Below are 16,795 nucleotides of genomic sequence, written 5' to 3' on the forward strand. Positions count from 1 at the left end.
CCCTCCCGTGACCTCTCCCCCGACCGGCCGCCTCGGCAGCGGCCTCGCCCACGATTCCGCGCCCGAGCAGCGACCGGGCGCCCTCGATCCCGACCACGAGCTGCTGCCCCGCACGTCCACGCGCCGCGCCCTCGTCGACTCCCGCCCCATCGGCGCGTGGATCCTCGCCGGCCCCGCGCTCGTCGTCGCTCTGTGGGCCGCGGGCTCCGCAACCGGGATCATCCCGGACACCGTCCTGTCCGCGCCGTGGACGGTCGCGAACACCGCCTGGAACCTCGCGCTCGACGGCTCGCTGTGGTCCAACATCTGGGCCTCCGCGCAGCGCGCGATCATCGGCGGCGTCCTCGGCGTGACCCTGGCGGTCGTGCTCGCACTCCTCTCGGGCCTCACCCGCCCCGGCGAGGCTCTCATCGACGGAACCGTCACCATCTACCGCGCGATTCCCGCGCTCGCGCTGCTGCCCCTGTTCATCGTCTGGTTCGGCATCGGCGAGGAGATGAAGATCGTCCTCATCACCCTCGCGGTCGCCACGCCGGTGTACCTCAACACCCACGCGGGCCTGCGCGGCATCGACCGCAAGTACGTGGAGCTGGCGGAGACCGTCGGCCTCAGTCGCGCGAAGTTCGTGCGGTACATCGCGATCCCCGGTGCCCTGCCCGGCTTCTTCACGGGCCTGCGGCTCGGGGCGACGGTGGCCTGGCTCGCCCTGGTCGTCGTCGAGCAGGTCGGCGCCTCCGACGGCATCGGCTACCTCATGTACAAGGCCCGGCTCTACGGCCTGACCGACGTCATCGTCGTGGGCCTCGCCGTCTACGCGCTCCTCGGCTTCAGCACAGATCTCCTCGTCCGCTTCTCCGCACGAAAGGCCCTGTCATGGCAGAGCACCCTGGCCCACTGAGCACGCCGACCGCCACGCCGGAGAGCGACGGTCCGGTGATCGAGGCGCGGAACCTGGTGCGCGGCTTCGACGGCCGCGCGGTCCTCCGCGGCATCGACCTGACCATCCGGCGCGGCGAGTTCGTCGCGCTGCTCGGCCGGTCCGGCTCCGGCAAGTCGACGCTGCTGCGCGCCATCGCCGGACTGGACGACGGCGTCCCCGGATCCGGTGTGCTCGACGTCGATCCGCGGCGCGCCGTGGTCTTCCAGGACTCCCGGCTGCTCCCGTGGTCGCGCGTGCTCGACAACGTCATCCTCGGCCTCGGCGGCGCCGATGCCAAGGACGTGGGCCGCGAACTGCTGCGCGAGGTGGAGCTGGACGGGCGCGAGAGGGCCTGGCCGCGCGAGCTCTCCGGCGGCCAGCAGCAGCGCGTCGCACTCGCCCGCAGCCTGGTGCGCGAGCCCGCCGTTCTCCTGGCCGACGAGCCCTTCGGCGCGCTCGACGCCCTGACCAAGCTCAAGATGCACGACCTGCTGCGGCGTCTCGTCGCGCGGCACCGCCCCGGGGTCCTGCTCATCACGCACGACGTCGACGAGGCCATCGCGCTCGCCGACCGGATCCTCGTGCTGGACCACGGGATCCTCTCCGTGGACGTCACCCTCGCCGACGGTGCCGGGCGCCGGCCGGGCGAGTCCGGGTTCGCGGAGCTGCGCGGCTCGCTGCTCGACGCCCTGGGCGTGGAGCAGGATTCGGCGGTGGCCGCCACCGCATGACGATCCCCGATCACGCCCGCGGGTACGACGGCTTCACGGGGCGTATCGGCCGCTCCGAGGCCGAATCGGAGCCGGCCTGGCCGGCGGAGGTGCGGGCCAGGCCCGGTGCGCCGAACATCATCGTCGTCCTCGTCGACGACATGGGCTTCTCGGACATCGGGCCCTACGGCTCGGAGATCCCCACCCCGCACCTGGACGCGCTCGCCGCCCGCGGCATCGTCTCCACCAACCACCACACCACCCCGGTGTGCTCGCCCGCCCGTGCGGCGCTGCTGACAGGGCTCAACCCGCACCGCGCGGGCTACGGCTCGGTCGCCAACTCCGATCCGGGCTTCCCCAACCTGCGCCTGAGCCTCGCCGACGACGTGCTCACCCTGCCGGAGATCCTCCGCGAATCCGGCTACGCCACCCACGCGGTCGGCAAGTGGCACCTGGCGAAGGACTCGCGGCTCGGCCCGGACGCCGACCGCTCGTCGTGGCCGCTGCAGCGCGGCTTCGACCACTACTACGGCTCCCTGGAGGGGCTAAACTCCTTCTTCCACCCGAACCAGCTGGTGCGGGACAACACCGTCGACCCCGTGACCGAGTACCCGGAGGACTTCTACGTCACCGACGCGCTCACCGACACGGCGGTCTCGTGGATCAAGGACCTGCGGGCGCACGACGCGGAGAAGCCCTTCTTCCTCTACTTCGCGCACATCGCGATGCACGGTCCGCTGCAGGTGAAGCACGAGGATCTGCCGCGCGGCGACCTCGACTACGCCCGCGGCTGGGACGCGGTGCGCGCGCAGCGGTTCGCGCGGCAGCAGGAGCTCGGCCTGTTCGGCGCGGACGTCCGGCCGGCACAGCGCAACAGCGAGCCCGGCTACGACGTGCCGCCGTGGGACGAGCTCGATCCCGAGCGGCAGCGGCGGTTCGCCCGGTACATGCAGGTGTACGCGGCGATGGTGCGCACCGTCGACGACAGCCTGGGCCGGCTGTTGGAGACGGTCGAGCAGCTGGGCGAGCTGGACGACACGATCGTCGTCTTCACCTCCGACAACGGTGGCACCGCCGAGGGCGGCCCGGAGGGCACCCGCAGCTACTTCGCCGAGTTCGTGAAGTTCGCCGACGGCATCGGGCCCGACGGCTGGGAGGGCGACGTCGACCACCCCGAGGAACTCATCGGCACCGCGCGGCTCGGCGTGCACTACCCGCGCGGCTGGGGGCAGGTGTCCAACACGCCCTTCCGGTTCTACAAGGGCCAGACCTTCGCCGGCGGCGTGCGCGTGCCCCTCGTCCTGTCCTGGCCCGGGGGCCTGCCGGAGGCGCGCGGCGTGCGTGAGCAGTTCTCGTTCGTCACCGACGTGGCACCGACTTTGCTGGACCTGGCGGGCGTGCCGACGCCCGCCGCGCGGCACGGCCTTCCTGCGCAGGAGCGCGACGGGCTCTCGCAGCGCGCCGCCTGGTCCGATGCGGCCGCCCCGTCGGCCCGCACGCGCCAGTACTCGGAGTTCCGCGGGCACCGCGGCTACTACCGGGACGGCTGGAAGTTGCTGAGCCTGCACGGCCGGGGCGACGATCCGCTCGCGCCGCGCTGGCAGCTCTTCGACAACCGGGCGGACCCCGCCGAGACCACCGACCTCGCCGCGCAGCACCCCGACCTCGTCGCCGAACTGGCCGCCGAGTGGGAGCACGAGGCCTGGCGGAACACGGTGTTCCCCATCGTGATCGACGGGTCCACCCGCAATCCCGCGGAGCGGCGCCTCTCCGATCCCGTGCGCCTACTGCCCGGCACGCCCCTGCTCGAGCGGTACCGCTCGGCGAAACTCGTGCAGTACCGGGACTTCCGCGTCGACATCGACGTCGAGTTCGCCGACGGCGCCGAGGGCGTCCTCGTCGCGCACGGCGACGCCTTGGGCGGCTATCTCGTCTACGTCGAGGACGGAGCAGTCGTCGTCGGCTACAACGCCTACGGCCGGTACGCCGAGGCGCGCTCGGGCCCCGTCGAGCCGGGCCGGCACACCGTCACGCTCACGGCGACGGTGCGCCCGAACCTGCGCTGGGACCTCGCGCTCGCGGTCGACGGCGCCGAGGCAACCGTGCTCCCGGACCGCGTCCAGCTCATCGGCATGGCGCCGTGGACCGGGATCTCCGTCGGCCTCGACGCCCGCGGACCGGTCGCGTGGGAGCTGCGCGAGCGCCGCGGCACCTTCCCGTACTCCGGTGCGCTGCACGCGATCACGTACACTCCGGGCCCCGTCGGCGTCCCGTCGGACGACATCGACCGCCTGCAGCAGGAGGCCGAGGAGGAGGCGGACTGAGCGGATTGCGCCCGCGTTGAACGCAACCCTGGCCCCGTCGGCCCGGATCGGGTGAGCTGGGTCTACCACGCACGCAACGCACCCCGGAGGCAGCCATGACCGCAACGCTCGAGCCCACCACCACCGCGCCCGAGATCACCGTGACCAAGCTGGGCGAGCACATCGGGGCGATCGTGCACGGCGTCCGGGTCGGCGGCGACATCGACGACGCGACCGCGGAGACGATCCTCGACCTGCTCGCCGAGCACGAGGTCATCTTCTTCCGCGGCCAGGACCACCTCAACGACGCCGGCCAGCACGCCTTCGCCGCACGCCTCGGCGTGCCGACGACCCCGCACCCGACGGTCCGCTCGAACTCGGACCTGCTGCCCATCGAGGGCGCGGCGAACAGCTGGCACACCGACGTCTCCTTCGTCGACCGCGTGCCGAAGGCGTCGATCCTGCGGCCCGTCGAGCTGCCGCCGCACGGCGGGAACACGACGTGGGCGTCCACCACGCGCGCCTACGACCGGCTGCCGGAGCCGCTCAAGGCGCTCGCCGAGAACCTGCGCGCGCTGCACACCAACGACTACGACTACGCCGGCCACAACGCCACCTACCAGCGCGCCGAGTACCACAAGGAGTTCATCCGCAACATCTTCGAGGCCGAGCACCCCGTGGTGCGCGTGCACCCGGAGACGGGCCGCCGCTCGCTCCTGCTGGGCCACTTCGTGAAGTCCTTCGCGGGCCTGAGCACGCAGGACTCGGCGCCGATCCTCGCGCTGCTCCAGCGGCGGATCGAGAACCCGGACAACACCGTCCGCTGGGCGTGGCAGCCGGGCGACGTGGCGATCTGGGACAACCGCTCGACGCAGCACTTCGGCATCAACGACTACGGCGACCACAAGCGCCTGCTGCGCCGCGTGACGCTCGCGGGCGACCTGCCCGTCGGCGTCGACGGCCGGGAGGGCGTGGCGCTCAAGGGCGATGCCTCGGACTACGCGCCCGTGACCCCCGCGCGCTCGCGGGGCTGATCCAGCCAGCTCAGGATCCGCTCGTAGACGGCGTCCGAGCGGAGCAGGGTGAAGTGATGGGCTCCGCCGAGGTGCATCCCCGCCTCGGCGGTGAACCCGATGCGGCGGGCCTTTCCCCGGCCCGCCGCACTCGGCGCGAGCACGAGGCCGTCGCCCAGGAGGCGCCCCACCGGGTGCCGCGCGTCGCGGGTGAAGGTGGCGGCGACGAAGTAGTGCTCCGCGCCCTCCAGGAGCGGGATCTCCGCCGCGGCGGCGGCGCCGAGCGCGTCGGCCTCGCGGCCCCGCCAGTCCTCGTCGACGATCGAGCCCCCACGCAGGTCGCGGATCCCCGCGCTGCGGCGGCGCAGTAGCCGTCCGAAGGGCGCCGTCTCCGGGATCGCGGTCAGGGCCGCGCTGCCGTAGTGCGCGGCCTGCTCCAGCGGGGCACCCAGGTGCGGCGTCCCCAGGCTGACGGTGGCCGATACCGCTGCGGGCCACGCCATCACCTCCTCGTCGGCGAGGTGCGCCGCGCTGCGGGCGACGAGGCCGCCCATGGAGTGGCCGATGAGCACGAGATCCGTGACGGGGACCGGCCAGGCCGCGACGAGCCGCTCCAGCAGCTCCGCCAGATCGCGCCCGTTGTCGCTGATGTGTCGCCCGCTGTTGTAGCGCACGTACACCGGGGTGGCGCCGAGGTCGACCGCCAGCCGCACGCCGTAGTCGTCGGCCTCCAGGCCGCCCACGCCCCACGCGTGCTCGGTCTCGGTGAGCCCGTGCAGGAGCACCACCACGCGGCCCGTCGCGCCGTCGAAGACCTCCGCCGGATCCAGCCGGCCGGGCGGGACGGGCCCCTCCCCCAGGTGGACGACGGCGCCGTCGATGCGGACCGTGACGGGGTCCGCGGCCAGCGGCGAGGCCCGGGTCTCGAGGTCGTCGCCGATGAGCCCGAGCACGGCGCCGATCAGCGTCGCCCCGCGCATCGTCTCCGACGGTGGCCGGTCCCCCGGCCAATCCGCGCCGACGGCCGCGACCCGCCCGACGGTCCGCGCGACGGTGCTGATGGTCGCGTAGACGCCGTCGGTGATGCCGTCGTGCAGGGCGCGCACCGGCGCGACCGCAGGGCCGACGCCCAGGCGGACGTAGCGGAAGACCCGGTCCGAGATCGCCCGGTGCACGCCGTGCACGCCGTCAGCGGCGCCCGCTATCTCGCTGCAGCCCAGCTCAGCGAGAGCACGCACCTCGGCGCGACGGCGATCTTCGACAACACTCACGAAGATCGAGTGTACGAGTGTGCACTCGAACTGTCCAGCAGCGACGTCAGGCGCGGTACTCCCAGCCGGCGGCGACCCACTCGGCGGACGGCATGCAGTTGCGGCCGTCGAGCAGCACGGGGTTGCGCACGACCGCGCCGACCACGGCCGGGTCCAGCTCGCGGAACTGGGTCCACTCGGTGAGCACCAGCACCACGTCGGCGCCCTCGCAGGCCTCGAGTGCGGTGGTGGCGTAGTCCAGCGTCGGGAAGACGCGGCGCGAGTTGTCCATGGCCTCGGGGTCGTACACCGAGACGGCCGCGCCCTGCAGCTGGATCTGGCCCGCGATGTTGAGCGCCGGCGAGTCGCGCACGTCGTCGGAGTCCGGCTTGAAGGCGGCGCCGAGCACGGCGACCTTCGCGCCGAGCAGCGAGCCGCCGCAGGCCTCCCGCGCCAGGTCCACCATGCGGGTGCGGCGGCTCATGTTGATCGCGTCGACCTCGCGGAGCAGGCCGTGCATGTGGCCGGCGCCGAGCTCGCCCGAACGGGCCATGAAGGCGCGGATGTCCTTCGGCAGGCAGCCGCCGCCGAAACCGATTCCGGCGCCGAGGAACTTGCGGCCGATGCGGGAGTCGACGCCGATCGCGTCGGCCAGGGCCACCACGTCGGCGCCCGCCGCCTCGCAGACCTCGGCGACGGCGTTGATGAACGAGATCTTGGTCGCCAGGAAGGCGTTCGCGGAGATCTTCACCAGCTCCGCAGTGGCGGTGTCGGTGACGAAGAACGGGGTGTCGCGGGCGAGGATCTCCGCGTAGACCTCGCGGGCGACCTCCTCGGCGCGGCCGCCGGGCTCGACGCCGAGCACCAGGCGATCGGGCTCGAGCGTGTCCTTGACGGCGTGGCCCTCGCGCAGGAACTCGGGGTTCCAGGCGAATTCGACGCTCACGTCGGCCGGCACCAGCTCGGCCGCGCGGGCCCGGAGCAGGTCGGTGGTGCCGACGGGGACCGTCGACTTGCCGAGGATCACCGCGTCGCGGCGCAGGTGCGGCACGAGCGAATCGATCACGGAGTTCACGTAGGTCATGTCGGCCGCGAACTCGCCCTTGCGCTGCGGCGTGCCCACGGCGATGAAGTGCACGTCGCCGAACGCGCCGGCCTCCTCGTAGGAGTCCGTGAAGCGCAGCCGGCCGGCCTCGATGTTCCGCTTGAGCACCGCGGGGAGCCCCGGCTCGTGGAAGGGCACCTTGCCCTCCGAGAGCGCGGCGATCTTGCTGAGGTTGACGTCGACACCGAGCACCTCGTGGCCCAGCTCCGCCATGCACGCCGCGTGCGTGGCTCCCAGGTACCCCGTACCCAGCACTGTGATCTTCATGCGCCGAAAGTAGGTCGGCACCAGGGCGACACGGAAGGGCCGCGCGCCGGAGTTGGGCAAGGGTTACGCGGAGATTCACGAGCGCGCCCGCCGCGATCCCCCGTGTTCGCCTCGGAGTGGCCGCGGGTTCGCCTCGGCGTTACTGGGGCGGAGCGGCGGGATCGTCCGCCCCGGGCGCAGCGGGACGGGGCGCGGGCGCGCTCGGTCGGGGCGCCTGTGCCGCCGCGCTCGCCGGGCCGGACGGGGCCGAGGGCGCACCGTCGTACGCGGACGAGCCGCGGCGGGGCTCCCGGCCCTCGCGGCCCTTGAGGATGCGCTTGGGCAGCCGGTTGACCAGGTCGCTCATCGGGTTCACCGCCGCGGTCATCAGCGCGACGGCCTCGTTGAGCTCGGCGACGACGTCGGGGAGCTGGGAGACGGCGTCCAGCGTGCCGCCGGGGGCGATGGCGCGCTCGATGGCGCCCTCCTGGCCGAGGAGCTGGTCGACGATGCCCCCGTCGGCGATCGCGCGGTCGATGACCCCGTTCGGCTCGGTGAGCTTGTCGATGAGGCCGTCCTGGCCGGTGAGCTTGTCGAGCACGCCGTCCTTGGCGGCCAGCTTGTCCAGCACGCCGCCCTTCTCGGTGAGCTTGTCGAGGACGCCGTCCTTGGACATGAGCTTCTCGAGCACGCCGTCGGGCGCGGTGAGCTTGTCGATGACGCCGCCCTCGGAGGTGAGGCGCTCGAGGACGCCCTCGGACTCCGTGATCTGGTCGACGACGCCGCCGGGGCGGGTGAGCCGGTCGAGCGGTCCGCCCTCCTGCGTCAGGCGGGTGACGGGGCTGTCCTCCTTGGTCGCCTGGTCGAGGAGGCCACCGGGGGCGGTGAGCTTCTCGAGCATGCCGCCGGGCTCGGTGAGCCGGTCGACGACGCCGCCGGACTTGAGCACGCGGTCGAGGGGCCCGCCGCGCGAGAGGATGATGCCGACGGGGCGGTCGGGTTCGAGGAGCGAGGCGAGGCGCTGCAGCAGCTGCATCGGCGTGGCGGAGGACATCCCCGCCTCGACGTGCAGCGCGTTGCTCACCTCCGTGTCGACGTTCTGCACGGCGAATCGGGTGACGGCGACGCCGCCCTCGATCGCCGACATCGCGGCGTCGGCGGTGGAGAAAGCGACGCGCAGCGGTGTGGTGACGATGCCCTTGAGGTCCATAGCCGCCCATCGTAGGGGTGCAGTGAGAGGATCTGCGCCGAATCCACTCATTGTGGGCCACCTATGCGGGCCGACGGACCGCCTCCACCGTCGCGGTCCAGCCCTCCGCTCCGCGCCCCTCCGCGATCGCCCGCTGCGCCACCGCGCCGACCGCCCGCAGCACGGAGACGTCCAGGCCGTGATGCGCGGCGGCGTGCCGCACGTGCTCGACGCCGGCGGCGTCCATGACCAGGTTGTCCTCGTCGCCCGGGTACTCGCCGGCGTCGACGTCCGCCGCCATGGCGGGGATGATCGAGGCCAGCAGTCCGCCGTTGCCGAGCAGGTGGGGCGCGAGGTCGGCGGCCGCGATCCCCTCGGCGCGGGCCAGCGCGAAGGCGTGCACGATCCCCGCCATGCTCGTCCAGAAGTAGTCGAGCACGGCGACGTCGTACGCGGCCGCGAGGGCGTGGTCCTCGCCGAGGTACGTGGTGGCGCCGCCGAGTGCCCGCAGGGTACGCTCGTGCCGCTCGTACGCGGACCGCGGGCCCGCGTACAGGACCAGCGCGTCGTCGGCGCCCACCATCGGCACGTTGACGACGATGGTGCCGTCCAGGTAGTCGAGTCCCTCCTCCTTCGCCCACGCGGCGGCCTCCCGGGCGCGCTGCGGGACATCGGAACTCAGGTCCGCCAGCACCCGGTCCCGCAGGTCCGCGGCGAGTGGGCCGAGCACGGCCCGGGAGGCCGTCTGGTCGAGCAGGCACACCACGACGAGATCGGACGCGCGGACGGCCTCGGCCGCGGTGGCCGCCTCCCGCGCGCCGCGGGCGACGAGACGGTTCGCCCTCCCCGGAGTCCGGTTCCACACGGTGACGCGGTGCCCCGCGTCGACGAAGGCCGCTGCGATCGCGTGCCCCATGGCCCCGAGGCCGAGCACCGTGACGTCGGCGGTCACGCGATCCGCTCCTGCTGCTCGCCGCCGCGCGGGAAGCGCAGGCTCTCGTAGATCCGGGCGAAGCCCTCCCGCCCCCGGCCCGCGTCGACCTGACGCCGGATCAGGCCCTGCGCGGCCGCGATCGTCGACGAGTCGACCCCCGCTCCGTCGCTGGTCCGGACGATGTCGCCGAGGTCGGAGAAGTACAGGTCCTGCTGCCCGGCGACGGTGTAGTCCCCGCCGTCGATGATCGCCGCATCGGTCGCGAAGTGGTGGACGAGCGATTCGAGGAACGGGATCACCCGCTCGGCGAACGCCGCGGCCGGCATCCCCTGCGAGCCCACCATCGCCGCACCGTGGAACATGCCGACGAACATCTGGTACATCGCGGAGAGCATCGCCAGGTCGATCAGCGACGCCGCCCCGATGTCGGGCCCGTCGTACACGCCCTCGGCCCACGCGGCCAGCGCATCCCGGTTGCTCTCGAACAGTTCCGACGGTCCGCTGTAGAGGATCCGCGCGCCCGGCGCGCCGATCTGGAAGGGCGTCGCCATGATCGCGCCGTTGAGGAAGCGGATCCCGTGCTCCGTGGCCCACCGCCCCAGCTCGCGCGCCTCGTCCGGCGTCGTGGTGGTGAGGTCGATGAGGGTGCGGCCGCGGAGCGATTCCGCGAAGGGGTCGAGGGTCTCCCGGACCGAGGCGTACCGGAGCAGGCAGGTGACGATCACCTCGCTCCGGCCCACCGCCTCGTCGATGGTGCCGGCGCGGTGCGCGCCGCGCTCGACGAGGCCGTCGCCGCGCCCGGGGCTGCGGTTCCAGACCGTGACGGGGTCGCCGCGGTCCAGGAGTGCGGCGGCGAGGGCGGTGCCCATGGCCCCCAGTCCGAGGATCGACAGGGTCTGCGGCTCGTGTGCTCTTGCGTTCTGCGGTGTCATGCCTCGATCATCGAGAGGCACAGTCGGTTCCGTAAGTACCCACTATTTACTGGGGTACTTACCTTCTGGTGAGTGAGGTGGTCATGGCGAGATCGACACGATCGGGCCCGTACATCTGCGGCATCGACGCCGCGCTGGACGTGGTGAGCGGGAAGTGGAAGGGCCTCATCCTGTGGGAGCTGCAGGCCCACGGCGTGCGGCGGTTCGCGGAGCTGCGCCGAGGACTGCCGGGAGTGAGCGAGAAGATGCTCACCCAGCACCTGCGGGAGATGGAGGAGGACGGCCTCGTGATGCGCGAGGTGTATGCGCAGGTGCCGCCGAAGGTCGAGTACTCGCTGACCGCGTCCGGCCTGGCGCTGAACGCGGCGCTCGCGCCGCTCGGCGCCTGGGGGCGCGACCGCCTGCAGCGGGAGCGGATCGACACGGTGCCGCTCGCGCCCGACAGAGAAGCGTCGGAGAAAGTTGACACGTCGGGAATCTCCGACATATCCTCGACGGCGTGACCACCAAGACGGAGAGCGCCGATCGCGTCTTCCTCGCGCTCGCCAATCCTGTTCGCCGCGAACTCCTCCGCATCCTCGCCGAGGGGCCGCTCGCCGCGGGCGAGCTCAGCGAGCGGTTCACGCTGAGCCGCCCGGCCGTGGCGGAGCACCTCAAGGTGCTCCGCGACGCGGGGCTCGTCGCCGACTCCCCCGACGGCCGGCGCCGGATCTACCGGCTGACGGCCGAGCCGCTGGCGGACCTCGGCGAGTGGTTGCATCCGTTCGAGAAGTTCTGGCGCGCACGCCTGTCCGCGCTCGCCGACGTCGCAGAGGAGTTGTGAGATGGCCGTCATCACGCTGGATCAGTTCGTCGCCGCCGCGCCGGCCGCCGTGTGGCGCGCGCTCACCGAACCGGAGCTGGTGCGGCGATGGTGGGCCGAGGGCGACATCGGGCCCGAGGTCGGCCACGAGTTCACCCTGGACATGCCGGGTTTCGGCGCGCAGCCGTGCCGCGTCCTGGAGTCGGTCGCGCCCGAGCGCTTCGTCTACACCTTCACCCCCGCGTGGACCCTCGCGTGGACGCTGCGCCCGGAGGGGCGGGGCACCCGCGTCGTCCTGGAGCACAGCGGATTCGACCTGGACGACAAGCGGATGGCCGCCGCCTTCGAACGCATGGGTCCGGGCTGGCGCGACGTGGTGCTGCCGCGCCTCGCGGAGACCGCCGCCGCGCTCTGACGCCGGCACGTCTGCCATGATCGGCTGGTGACCGAGCGCACCGTTCTCGCCGACCCCGTCAACTCCGCCCTCTCCGGCCCGCACGCGCGGTTCCGGCAGGCCTCGGGACGGATCCAGCGGTACCACCCGGACGTCTCGGTGTTCTACGGCCACCCGCGCGAGCTCACCGACGAGGACTACGCGGACGTCGCGCGCCTGACCGGCGCGGACCGGATCGCCCTCCTGCGCGACCGCTCGGCACCGCTCCCGGCGGGATGGACCGTGGTCGAGACGATCGGCCTGGTGCAGTACGACGGCAGCGCCGTCGAGACCGCGCCGGAGCCGGAGGCCGTGCGCCTCACCGCCGCCGACGTCCCGGAGATGACCGCGCTCGTCGAACGGACCAAGCCCGGCCCGTTCCTGCCGCGCACCATCGAGCTGGGCACGTACCTCGGCATCCGGGACGCCGACGGGGCCCTCATCGCCATGGCCGGCGAGCGGATGCACCCGCAGGGCTGGACCGAGATCAGCGCGGTGTGCACGGCGCCCGAGGCCCGGGGGCGGGGCCTGGCCTCCCGGCTGATCCGCGCCGTCGCCCACGGCATCCGCGAACGCGGCGACGTCCCCTTCCTGCACACCTCGGACGACAACCCGGCGCAGAAGCTCTACGACGCCATGGGCTTCCACCACACGAGCACGGTGCCCCTCGAGGTCGTCCGCGTCCCCGCGGACTAGGAACTAGGCCGCGGGAGCGCCCGTGGCGCCGGATGAGCGCTCCGAGCCCAGCCGAACCGCGGCCGCGCACGCGCCGATCAGCAGCACCACGAGCAGCGCGCCGATGCCGAAGGTCTCCCAGTCGAACGGGCCGGCGGCAGCACCGTCGGCCTGCTTGCGCGCGGAACCGGACAGGAAGGGCACGATCAGCAGCACACCGCCGCCGGCCACGGCCTCGGCCGTGACCACCCTCGGGAAGTGATGCAGGGCCAGCCGCACGACGGTGTCCTCGTCACCGGCGAGGCGCGCCCGCCGGATCGCCGGAATGAGGACGCGCACGTTGTAGACGCCCGCCGCCACCATGCCCACAACCAGGACCAGCTTGATCAGCAGGTACCGGCCGTACGGCGTGGTGACGAACTGCATGAACGAGCCCACGTGCACCCACGTCAGCCACAGACCGCTCACGCCGACCGCGATGACGGCGCCCATCGCCCACGCGCTGAACCGGACCCACATGCGCTCGAAGGCGCCGGCACCGTCGACCCCGGAGCGCCGCGCCCGCAGGCCGGCGGCCGCGAGCACGAACAGCCCGCCGAGCCAGACGACGCAGGCCAGGATGTGCGCGAGCTTGAGGACGCGATTGGCCGCCGCGTCCATGCCCACCACCGCCGTGGTGAGGCTGGGCGCCGACGCGGCGAGCATCACGACGGCGAATCCCGCGGTCGCCACGACGGCCATCGAGCGGCCGTGCAGCCGCCGCAGGGCCAGCAGCAGCACGACCGCGAGCGCGAACAGGGCGAGCTGCACCGTGGCCATCGCGGCGCCCGAGATCCACGCGCCCTTCTCCTTCGGCAGGTCGAGGTACGCGCCGAATCGGGCCGGCGAGAGCGACTCGGCGAACGAGAGCCCCAGCTTGCTCCGCGCGATGCGCCCCGCGTACTGCGCGTAGGCGGCGACCACGGTGAAGACCGCGACGTACGGCACCAGGCCGCGGAGGGCACGCTCGGCCGCGCCGCCCCGGGCAGTGGCCGGCAGCAGGAAGGCGAGTGCCAGGAACAGCCCGCCGGACAGCGACAGTGCGCCGAAGTAGCCCATCTGCGTGAGGATGCGCCACAGCGGAGGAGCGGCCGGTGCGGCCGCGGCGAGATGCAAGGTAAGGCTCGTCATAGTCGAGTGAGACTAGCCTTACTTATCCGGTGTGACCAATCGGACAAAACCCCTCTTTACCTGGGGTTTTATTAGTTTGGACAAGCTGTCCGGTTCTTGCACGCGCGCATCCTCGGCCGAGAATTGATAGGATGATCCGGCCGCGATGACGCCGCGGCGACAGCTCCGTGTATCTACCTGGCACGGCCTCCGGGCACCCAAGGCGGCACGTCGACAACGATGGCGGCCGTGGCGCCGCGGAAAGGCCCGACGACGGTGACCGCCACCATGTCCCACGAGACGTCCCCCCAGGAGACCCCTTCCCCCGCACCGACATTGATGTCGGTCGCCGGGCGCAGCTACTTCCCGGTGGCCTTCGTCGCGCGGCTCCCCTTCGCCATGATGGTGGTCGGCGTCCTCACCCTGGTGGTCGCCGGCCGGGACTCGCTCGCCTTCGGCGGCCTGAGTTCCGCGATGGTCGGCATCGGCTCCGCCGCAGTCGGTCCGCTCGTCGGCGCGGCGGCGGACCGGTTCGGCCAGCGCCGGACGGTGCTCGCCGCGGGGATCGCGAACAGCCTTGCGCTGCTCCTCATGACGTGGGTCGTCTTCAGCCCGCTGCCCGGCTGGGCGGTGCTCGCCTCGGCCGCGCTGGTGGGCGCGAGCGCCCCGCAGGTCGGGCCGATGTCGCGCAGCCGCCTGGTCACCATGATCACCACGAAGCTCCCCGAGGGACGCCGGGTGCGCACGCTGCTCTCGGTGATGGCCTACGAATCCGCGGCCGACGAGGTGATCTTCGTCTTCGGCCCGGTCATCGTCGGCCTACTCGCGACCACGATGTCGCCCGCCGCCCCGATGATCGGCGCGGCCGTGCTCACGGTGCTCTTCGTCTCGGCCTTCGCCCTGCACCCCAGCGGCCGGGCGCCCGAGCAGCACGGCGACGGCGCCGTCGTGCAGGCGCCGGCCCGCGAGCTCGCGAATCCCCTGCTGTTCACCGTGATCGCCGGCGTCTTCGGCATGGGCCTGTTCTTCGGCTCCACCCTCACCGGCCTCACGGCCTTCATGCGCGACGCCGGCAACGCGGAGTCCGCCGGGCTCTTCTACGGCGTCATGGGCGTCGGCTCCGCCGCGCTCGCCCTCGGCTCCGCACTCCTCCCCGAGCGGTTCAGCATCGCCGCGCGGTGGGTGAGCTTCTCCACGGTGCTCGTGTTCGGCGCCGCCCTGATCGCCGCCGCGCCCTCGCTCCCGCTGCTGGTGGCAGGACTGGCCATCGCGGGCATCGGCGTGGGCCCGACCCTGGTGACCGAGTTCAGCCTGGGCGCCGAGCGCAGCCCGCTGGGCCGCTCCGCCACCGTCATGACCATCCTCGGCAGCAGCCTGATCCTGGGCCAGTCGCTGGCGTCGGCGGTGAACGGCGCGCTCGCGGAGAACGTCGGCACCGCGGCGGCGCAATGCGCGCCGCTGGTCGCCGCCCTCGTCGTGCTGGGTGCGGGCGTCGCGAACGCCGTTCTCTCGCGGCGTCAGTCGGCCGACGCCGCCGCGGGCAGTGCGGGTGCGGCGGGCGACCAGCCCGGCCCCTTCGCCACGTAGCCCCATCGCTCGCGCCACGAGCGCGTACCCCGCACGTCCGCGAGGATCGCGGAGTATTCGTGCGTCGCGACCTTGAGCGGGTTGTGCGTCTCGATGTTCTTCGTCAGCCCGAAGCGCACCCGCTCCCCCTCCGGCTCGAAGGTGCCGAACAGACGGTCCCAGACGATGAGGATGCCGCCGTAGTTGCGGTCGAGGTACGCCGCGTTCGAGCCGTGGTGCACGCGGTGGTGCGACGGGGTGTTCATCACGAATTCGATCGGCCGCCACAGCTTCCCGACCCGCTCGGTGTGGATGAAGAACTGGTAGAGCAGGCTCACCGACTGTTGCAGCAGGATCATCCACGGCGGGATGCCGAGGAGCGCCAGCGGGATCCAGTAGGGCAGCGCGGTGAACGGCGTCCAGGTCTGGCGGAGCGCGGTCGAGAGGTTGTAGAAGCGGCTCGAGTGGTGCACCACGTGGCTCGCCCACAGCACGCGCACGGTGTGGTGGGTGCGGTGGTACCAGTAGTAGGCCAGGTCGTCGGCGACGAAGAGCAGCACCCAGGTCAGCGGGTTCGTCGCCGGGAGGTGCACCGGCGCGATCAGGTACGCGCCGGCCAGCGCCGCCAGTACCACCAGCTTCCAGCCCAGGTTGATGACCACGTTGCCGATCCCCATGGTGAGGCTGGTGCGCGCGTCGCGCAGGTCGTAGCCGAGTTCGTCGTCGTCCGGCCGGAACCGGAAGGACAGGTACTCCAGCGCGAGGCAGAGCACGAACACCGGGATGGCGGCGCGAATGAGGTCGAACACGGTGGCATCGGTGCTTTCTAGGAGGTCGCCGAGGCGGCGTCGAGGGCGGCGACGACGCCGGCCAGGAGGTCGGAGGTCGTCCGGTGGGCCGCATCGCCGTCACCGTCGGCGATGGCGCGCGCGAGGTCGAGGTGCGCCTGCCGGTCCAACAGCTCACCGTCGAGCCCGAGGGCGCCGAAGGTCTGCTCGCCCACGCCCCGCATGCCGGCGAGGAGGGTGTTGAGCGCGAGCCGATAGGCGAGGTTCCCGGAGCCGTCGATCACGGCCGTCCAGAAGGCGGCGTCGGCGGCGTATCCGCCGTCCGGATAGCCCTGCGCGAGCGCGACGATCGTGGCCTTCCGCTCCGCGGTAGCACGCTCAGCGCACAGCCGCGCGGCGTCGGCGGCGATGGTGCGGCGCATCTCGGTGACGTCGCGCAGCACCCGCAGCGGTGGTACGACGCCCGCGGCGGCGACGGCGCTGAGCACGTCGAGGCCGGCGCTCTCCCGCCAGTCGAGCACGCGGGTCTTGCCGCCCTGCGCGATGTGCACCAGTCCCGCCTGCCGCACGCCCTTGAGGGCCTCGCGGATCGCGTGGCGGTTCACGCCGAAGCGCTCGGCGAGCTCGCGCTCCGCGGGCAGCGGGTCGCCCGGGGCGAGGCGCCCGGACAGGATCTCGTCGACGATGCGCGCGAGCACCTCGTCCGAGACCGCCGTCCGGGCGATGGGGGTGACGTCCATGGCGAGCAGCATGGCACGGCTCCAAATTCTAGTCAACTGGT

The 16,795-nt window shown here is 72.6% G+C and carries 17 protein-coding genes; 9 read left to right on the forward strand and 8 right to left on the reverse strand.

Annotation, left to right across the window (positions count from 1 at the left end):
* Positions 1-7: 7 nt before the first annotated feature.
* From ACLQ3K_RS06275 to ACLQ3K_RS06290, 4 genes are all read left to right on the forward strand, one after another.
* Complete coding sequence (locus tag ACLQ3K_RS06275) at positions 8-898, forward strand: ABC transporter permease (protein ID WP_336671087.1); 891 nt, start codon at positions 8-10, stop codon at positions 896-898.
* A complete protein-coding gene (locus tag ACLQ3K_RS06280; protein WP_425997863.1) occupies positions 874-1,650 on the forward strand; it encodes an ABC transporter ATP-binding protein in 777 nt (258 codons plus the stop codon). Before ACLQ3K_RS06275 ends, ACLQ3K_RS06280 begins: the two co-directional genes overlap by 25 nt.
* A complete protein-coding gene (locus tag ACLQ3K_RS06285) occupies positions 1,647-3,953 on the forward strand; it encodes an arylsulfatase (RefSeq protein WP_425997865.1) in 2,307 nt (768 codons plus the stop codon). The genes ACLQ3K_RS06280 and ACLQ3K_RS06285 overlap by 4 nt, the downstream gene beginning before the upstream one ends.
* 95 nt (positions 3,954-4,048) lie before the next feature.
* The gene (locus ACLQ3K_RS06290; RefSeq protein ID WP_425997867.1) at positions 4,049-4,966 is read left to right on the forward strand and encodes a TauD/TfdA dioxygenase family protein; all 918 of its coding nucleotides are present in this window, start codon (positions 4,049-4,051) and stop codon (positions 4,964-4,966) included.
* On the opposite strand, the gene ACLQ3K_RS06295 is transcribed toward ACLQ3K_RS06290, so the two are convergent.
* From ACLQ3K_RS06295 to ACLQ3K_RS06315, 5 genes are all read right to left on the reverse strand, one after another.
* On the reverse strand, positions 4,930-6,216 hold the full coding sequence (locus ACLQ3K_RS06295; RefSeq protein WP_425997869.1) for an esterase/lipase family protein: 1,287 nt from the start codon (positions 6,214-6,216) through the stop codon (positions 4,930-4,932). The two genes, ACLQ3K_RS06290 and ACLQ3K_RS06295, sit on opposite strands and share 37 nt — an antisense overlap.
* 46 nt (positions 6,217-6,262) lie before the next feature.
* Positions 6,263-7,567 (reverse strand): UDP-glucose dehydrogenase family protein, encoded by a 1,305-nt coding sequence (locus tag ACLQ3K_RS06300; RefSeq protein ID WP_425997871.1) that lies wholly within the window; start codon positions 7,565-7,567, stop codon positions 6,263-6,265.
* 139 nt (positions 7,568-7,706) lie between these two features.
* The gene (locus ACLQ3K_RS06305) at positions 7,707-8,756 is read right to left on the reverse strand and encodes a hypothetical protein (protein WP_224648739.1); all 1,050 of its coding nucleotides are present in this window, start codon (positions 8,754-8,756) and stop codon (positions 7,707-7,709) included.
* A gap of 61 nt (positions 8,757-8,817) precedes the next feature.
* Entirely contained in the window at positions 8,818-9,687 is an 870-nt protein-coding gene (locus ACLQ3K_RS06310; RefSeq protein WP_425997873.1) for an NAD(P)-dependent oxidoreductase, read from the reverse strand.
* The gene (locus ACLQ3K_RS06315; protein WP_425997875.1) at positions 9,684-10,601 is read right to left on the reverse strand and encodes an NAD(P)-dependent oxidoreductase; all 918 of its coding nucleotides are present in this window, start codon (positions 10,599-10,601) and stop codon (positions 9,684-9,686) included. Before ACLQ3K_RS06315 ends, ACLQ3K_RS06310 begins: the two co-directional genes overlap by 4 nt.
* 83 nt (positions 10,602-10,684) lie before the next feature.
* Here ACLQ3K_RS06315 and ACLQ3K_RS06320 point away from each other — a divergent pair, with 83 nt between their 5' ends.
* Genes ACLQ3K_RS06320 through ACLQ3K_RS06335 form a run of 4 tightly spaced genes read left to right on the forward strand, consistent with a single transcriptional unit; the run spans position 10,685 to position 12,532 of the window.
* Positions 10,685-11,104, forward strand: a complete 420-nt coding sequence (locus ACLQ3K_RS06320) for a winged helix-turn-helix transcriptional regulator (protein WP_425997877.1) — start codon at positions 10,685-10,687, stop codon at positions 11,102-11,104.
* A complete protein-coding gene (locus ACLQ3K_RS06325) occupies positions 11,101-11,424 on the forward strand; it encodes an ArsR/SmtB family transcription factor (protein ID WP_425997879.1) in 324 nt (107 codons plus the stop codon). Before ACLQ3K_RS06320 ends, ACLQ3K_RS06325 begins: the two co-directional genes overlap by 4 nt.
* A 1-nt stretch (position 11,425) precedes the next feature.
* Entirely contained in the window at positions 11,426-11,818 is a 393-nt protein-coding gene (locus ACLQ3K_RS06330) for an SRPBCC family protein (RefSeq protein WP_425997881.1), read from the forward strand.
* 27 nt (positions 11,819-11,845) lie between these two features.
* Positions 11,846-12,532 carry a GNAT family N-acetyltransferase gene (locus tag ACLQ3K_RS06335; protein WP_425997883.1) on the forward strand — a complete coding sequence of 229 codons (687 nt, stop codon included), beginning with the start codon at positions 11,846-11,848 and terminating at the stop codon, positions 12,530-12,532.
* A 3-nt stretch (positions 12,533-12,535) separates the two neighbouring features.
* Here the strand turns inward: ACLQ3K_RS06335 and ACLQ3K_RS06340 are convergent, their stop codons facing one another.
* On the reverse strand, positions 12,536-13,681 hold the full coding sequence (locus tag ACLQ3K_RS06340) for a copper resistance D family protein (protein WP_425997885.1): 1,146 nt from the start codon (positions 13,679-13,681) through the stop codon (positions 12,536-12,538).
* Positions 13,682-13,909: 228 nt separating this feature from the next.
* Here ACLQ3K_RS06340 and ACLQ3K_RS06345 point away from each other — a divergent pair, with 228 nt between their 5' ends.
* The gene (locus tag ACLQ3K_RS06345; protein ID WP_425997887.1) at positions 13,910-15,247 is read left to right on the forward strand and encodes an MFS transporter; all 1,338 of its coding nucleotides are present in this window, start codon (positions 13,910-13,912) and stop codon (positions 15,245-15,247) included.
* On the opposite strand, the gene ACLQ3K_RS06350 is transcribed toward ACLQ3K_RS06345, so the two are convergent.
* Both ACLQ3K_RS06350 and ACLQ3K_RS06355 read right to left on the reverse strand, forming a co-directional pair.
* Positions 15,178-16,035, reverse strand: a complete 858-nt coding sequence (locus ACLQ3K_RS06350) for a sterol desaturase family protein (RefSeq protein ID WP_425997889.1) — start codon at positions 16,033-16,035, stop codon at positions 15,178-15,180. The genes ACLQ3K_RS06345 and ACLQ3K_RS06350 overlap by 70 nt on opposite strands.
* 17 nt (positions 16,036-16,052) lie before the next feature.
* Positions 16,053-16,766 (reverse strand): FadR/GntR family transcriptional regulator, encoded by a 714-nt coding sequence (locus ACLQ3K_RS06355; protein WP_425997891.1) that lies wholly within the window; start codon positions 16,764-16,766, stop codon positions 16,053-16,055.
* Positions 16,767-16,795 lie beyond the last annotated feature (29 nt).

The sequence above is a fragment of the Tsukamurella sp. DT100 genome, from assembly GCF_049844855.1.
Lineage (GTDB): Bacteria > Actinomycetota > Actinomycetes > Mycobacteriales > Mycobacteriaceae > Tsukamurella.

Bases quoted from the DNA above. Each gene is read 5' to 3' on its own strand.
- ACLQ3K_RS06320 (WP_425997877.1), top strand. From the start codon at position 10,685: ATGGCGAGATCGACACGATCGGGCCCGTACATCTGCGGCATCGACGCC.
- ACLQ3K_RS06290 (WP_425997867.1), top strand. From the start codon at position 4,049: ATGACCGCAACGCTCGAGCCCACCACCACCGCGCCCGAGATCACCGTG.
- ACLQ3K_RS06280 (WP_425997863.1), top strand. From the start codon at position 874: ATGGCAGAGCACCCTGGCCCACTGAGCACGCCGACCGCCACGCCGGAG.
- ACLQ3K_RS06285 (WP_425997865.1), top strand. From the start codon at position 1,647: ATGACGATCCCCGATCACGCCCGCGGGTACGACGGCTTCACGGGGCGT.
- ACLQ3K_RS06300 (WP_425997871.1), bottom strand. From the start codon at position 7,567: ATGAAGATCACAGTGCTGGGTACGGGGTACCTGGGAGCCACGCACGCG.
- ACLQ3K_RS06340 (WP_425997885.1), bottom strand. From the start codon at position 13,681: ATGACGAGCCTTACCTTGCATCTCGCCGCGGCCGCACCGGCCGCTCCT.
- ACLQ3K_RS06305 (WP_224648739.1), bottom strand. From the start codon at position 8,756: ATGGACCTCAAGGGCATCGTCACCACACCGCTGCGCGTCGCTTTCTCC.
- ACLQ3K_RS06315 (WP_425997875.1), bottom strand. From the start codon at position 10,601: ATGACACCGCAGAACGCAAGAGCACACGAGCCGCAGACCCTGTCGATC.
- ACLQ3K_RS06355 (WP_425997891.1), bottom strand. From the start codon at position 16,766: ATGCTGCTCGCCATGGACGTCACCCCCATCGCCCGGACGGCGGTCTCG.
- ACLQ3K_RS06330 (WP_425997881.1), top strand. From the start codon at position 11,426: ATGGCCGTCATCACGCTGGATCAGTTCGTCGCCGCCGCGCCGGCCGCC.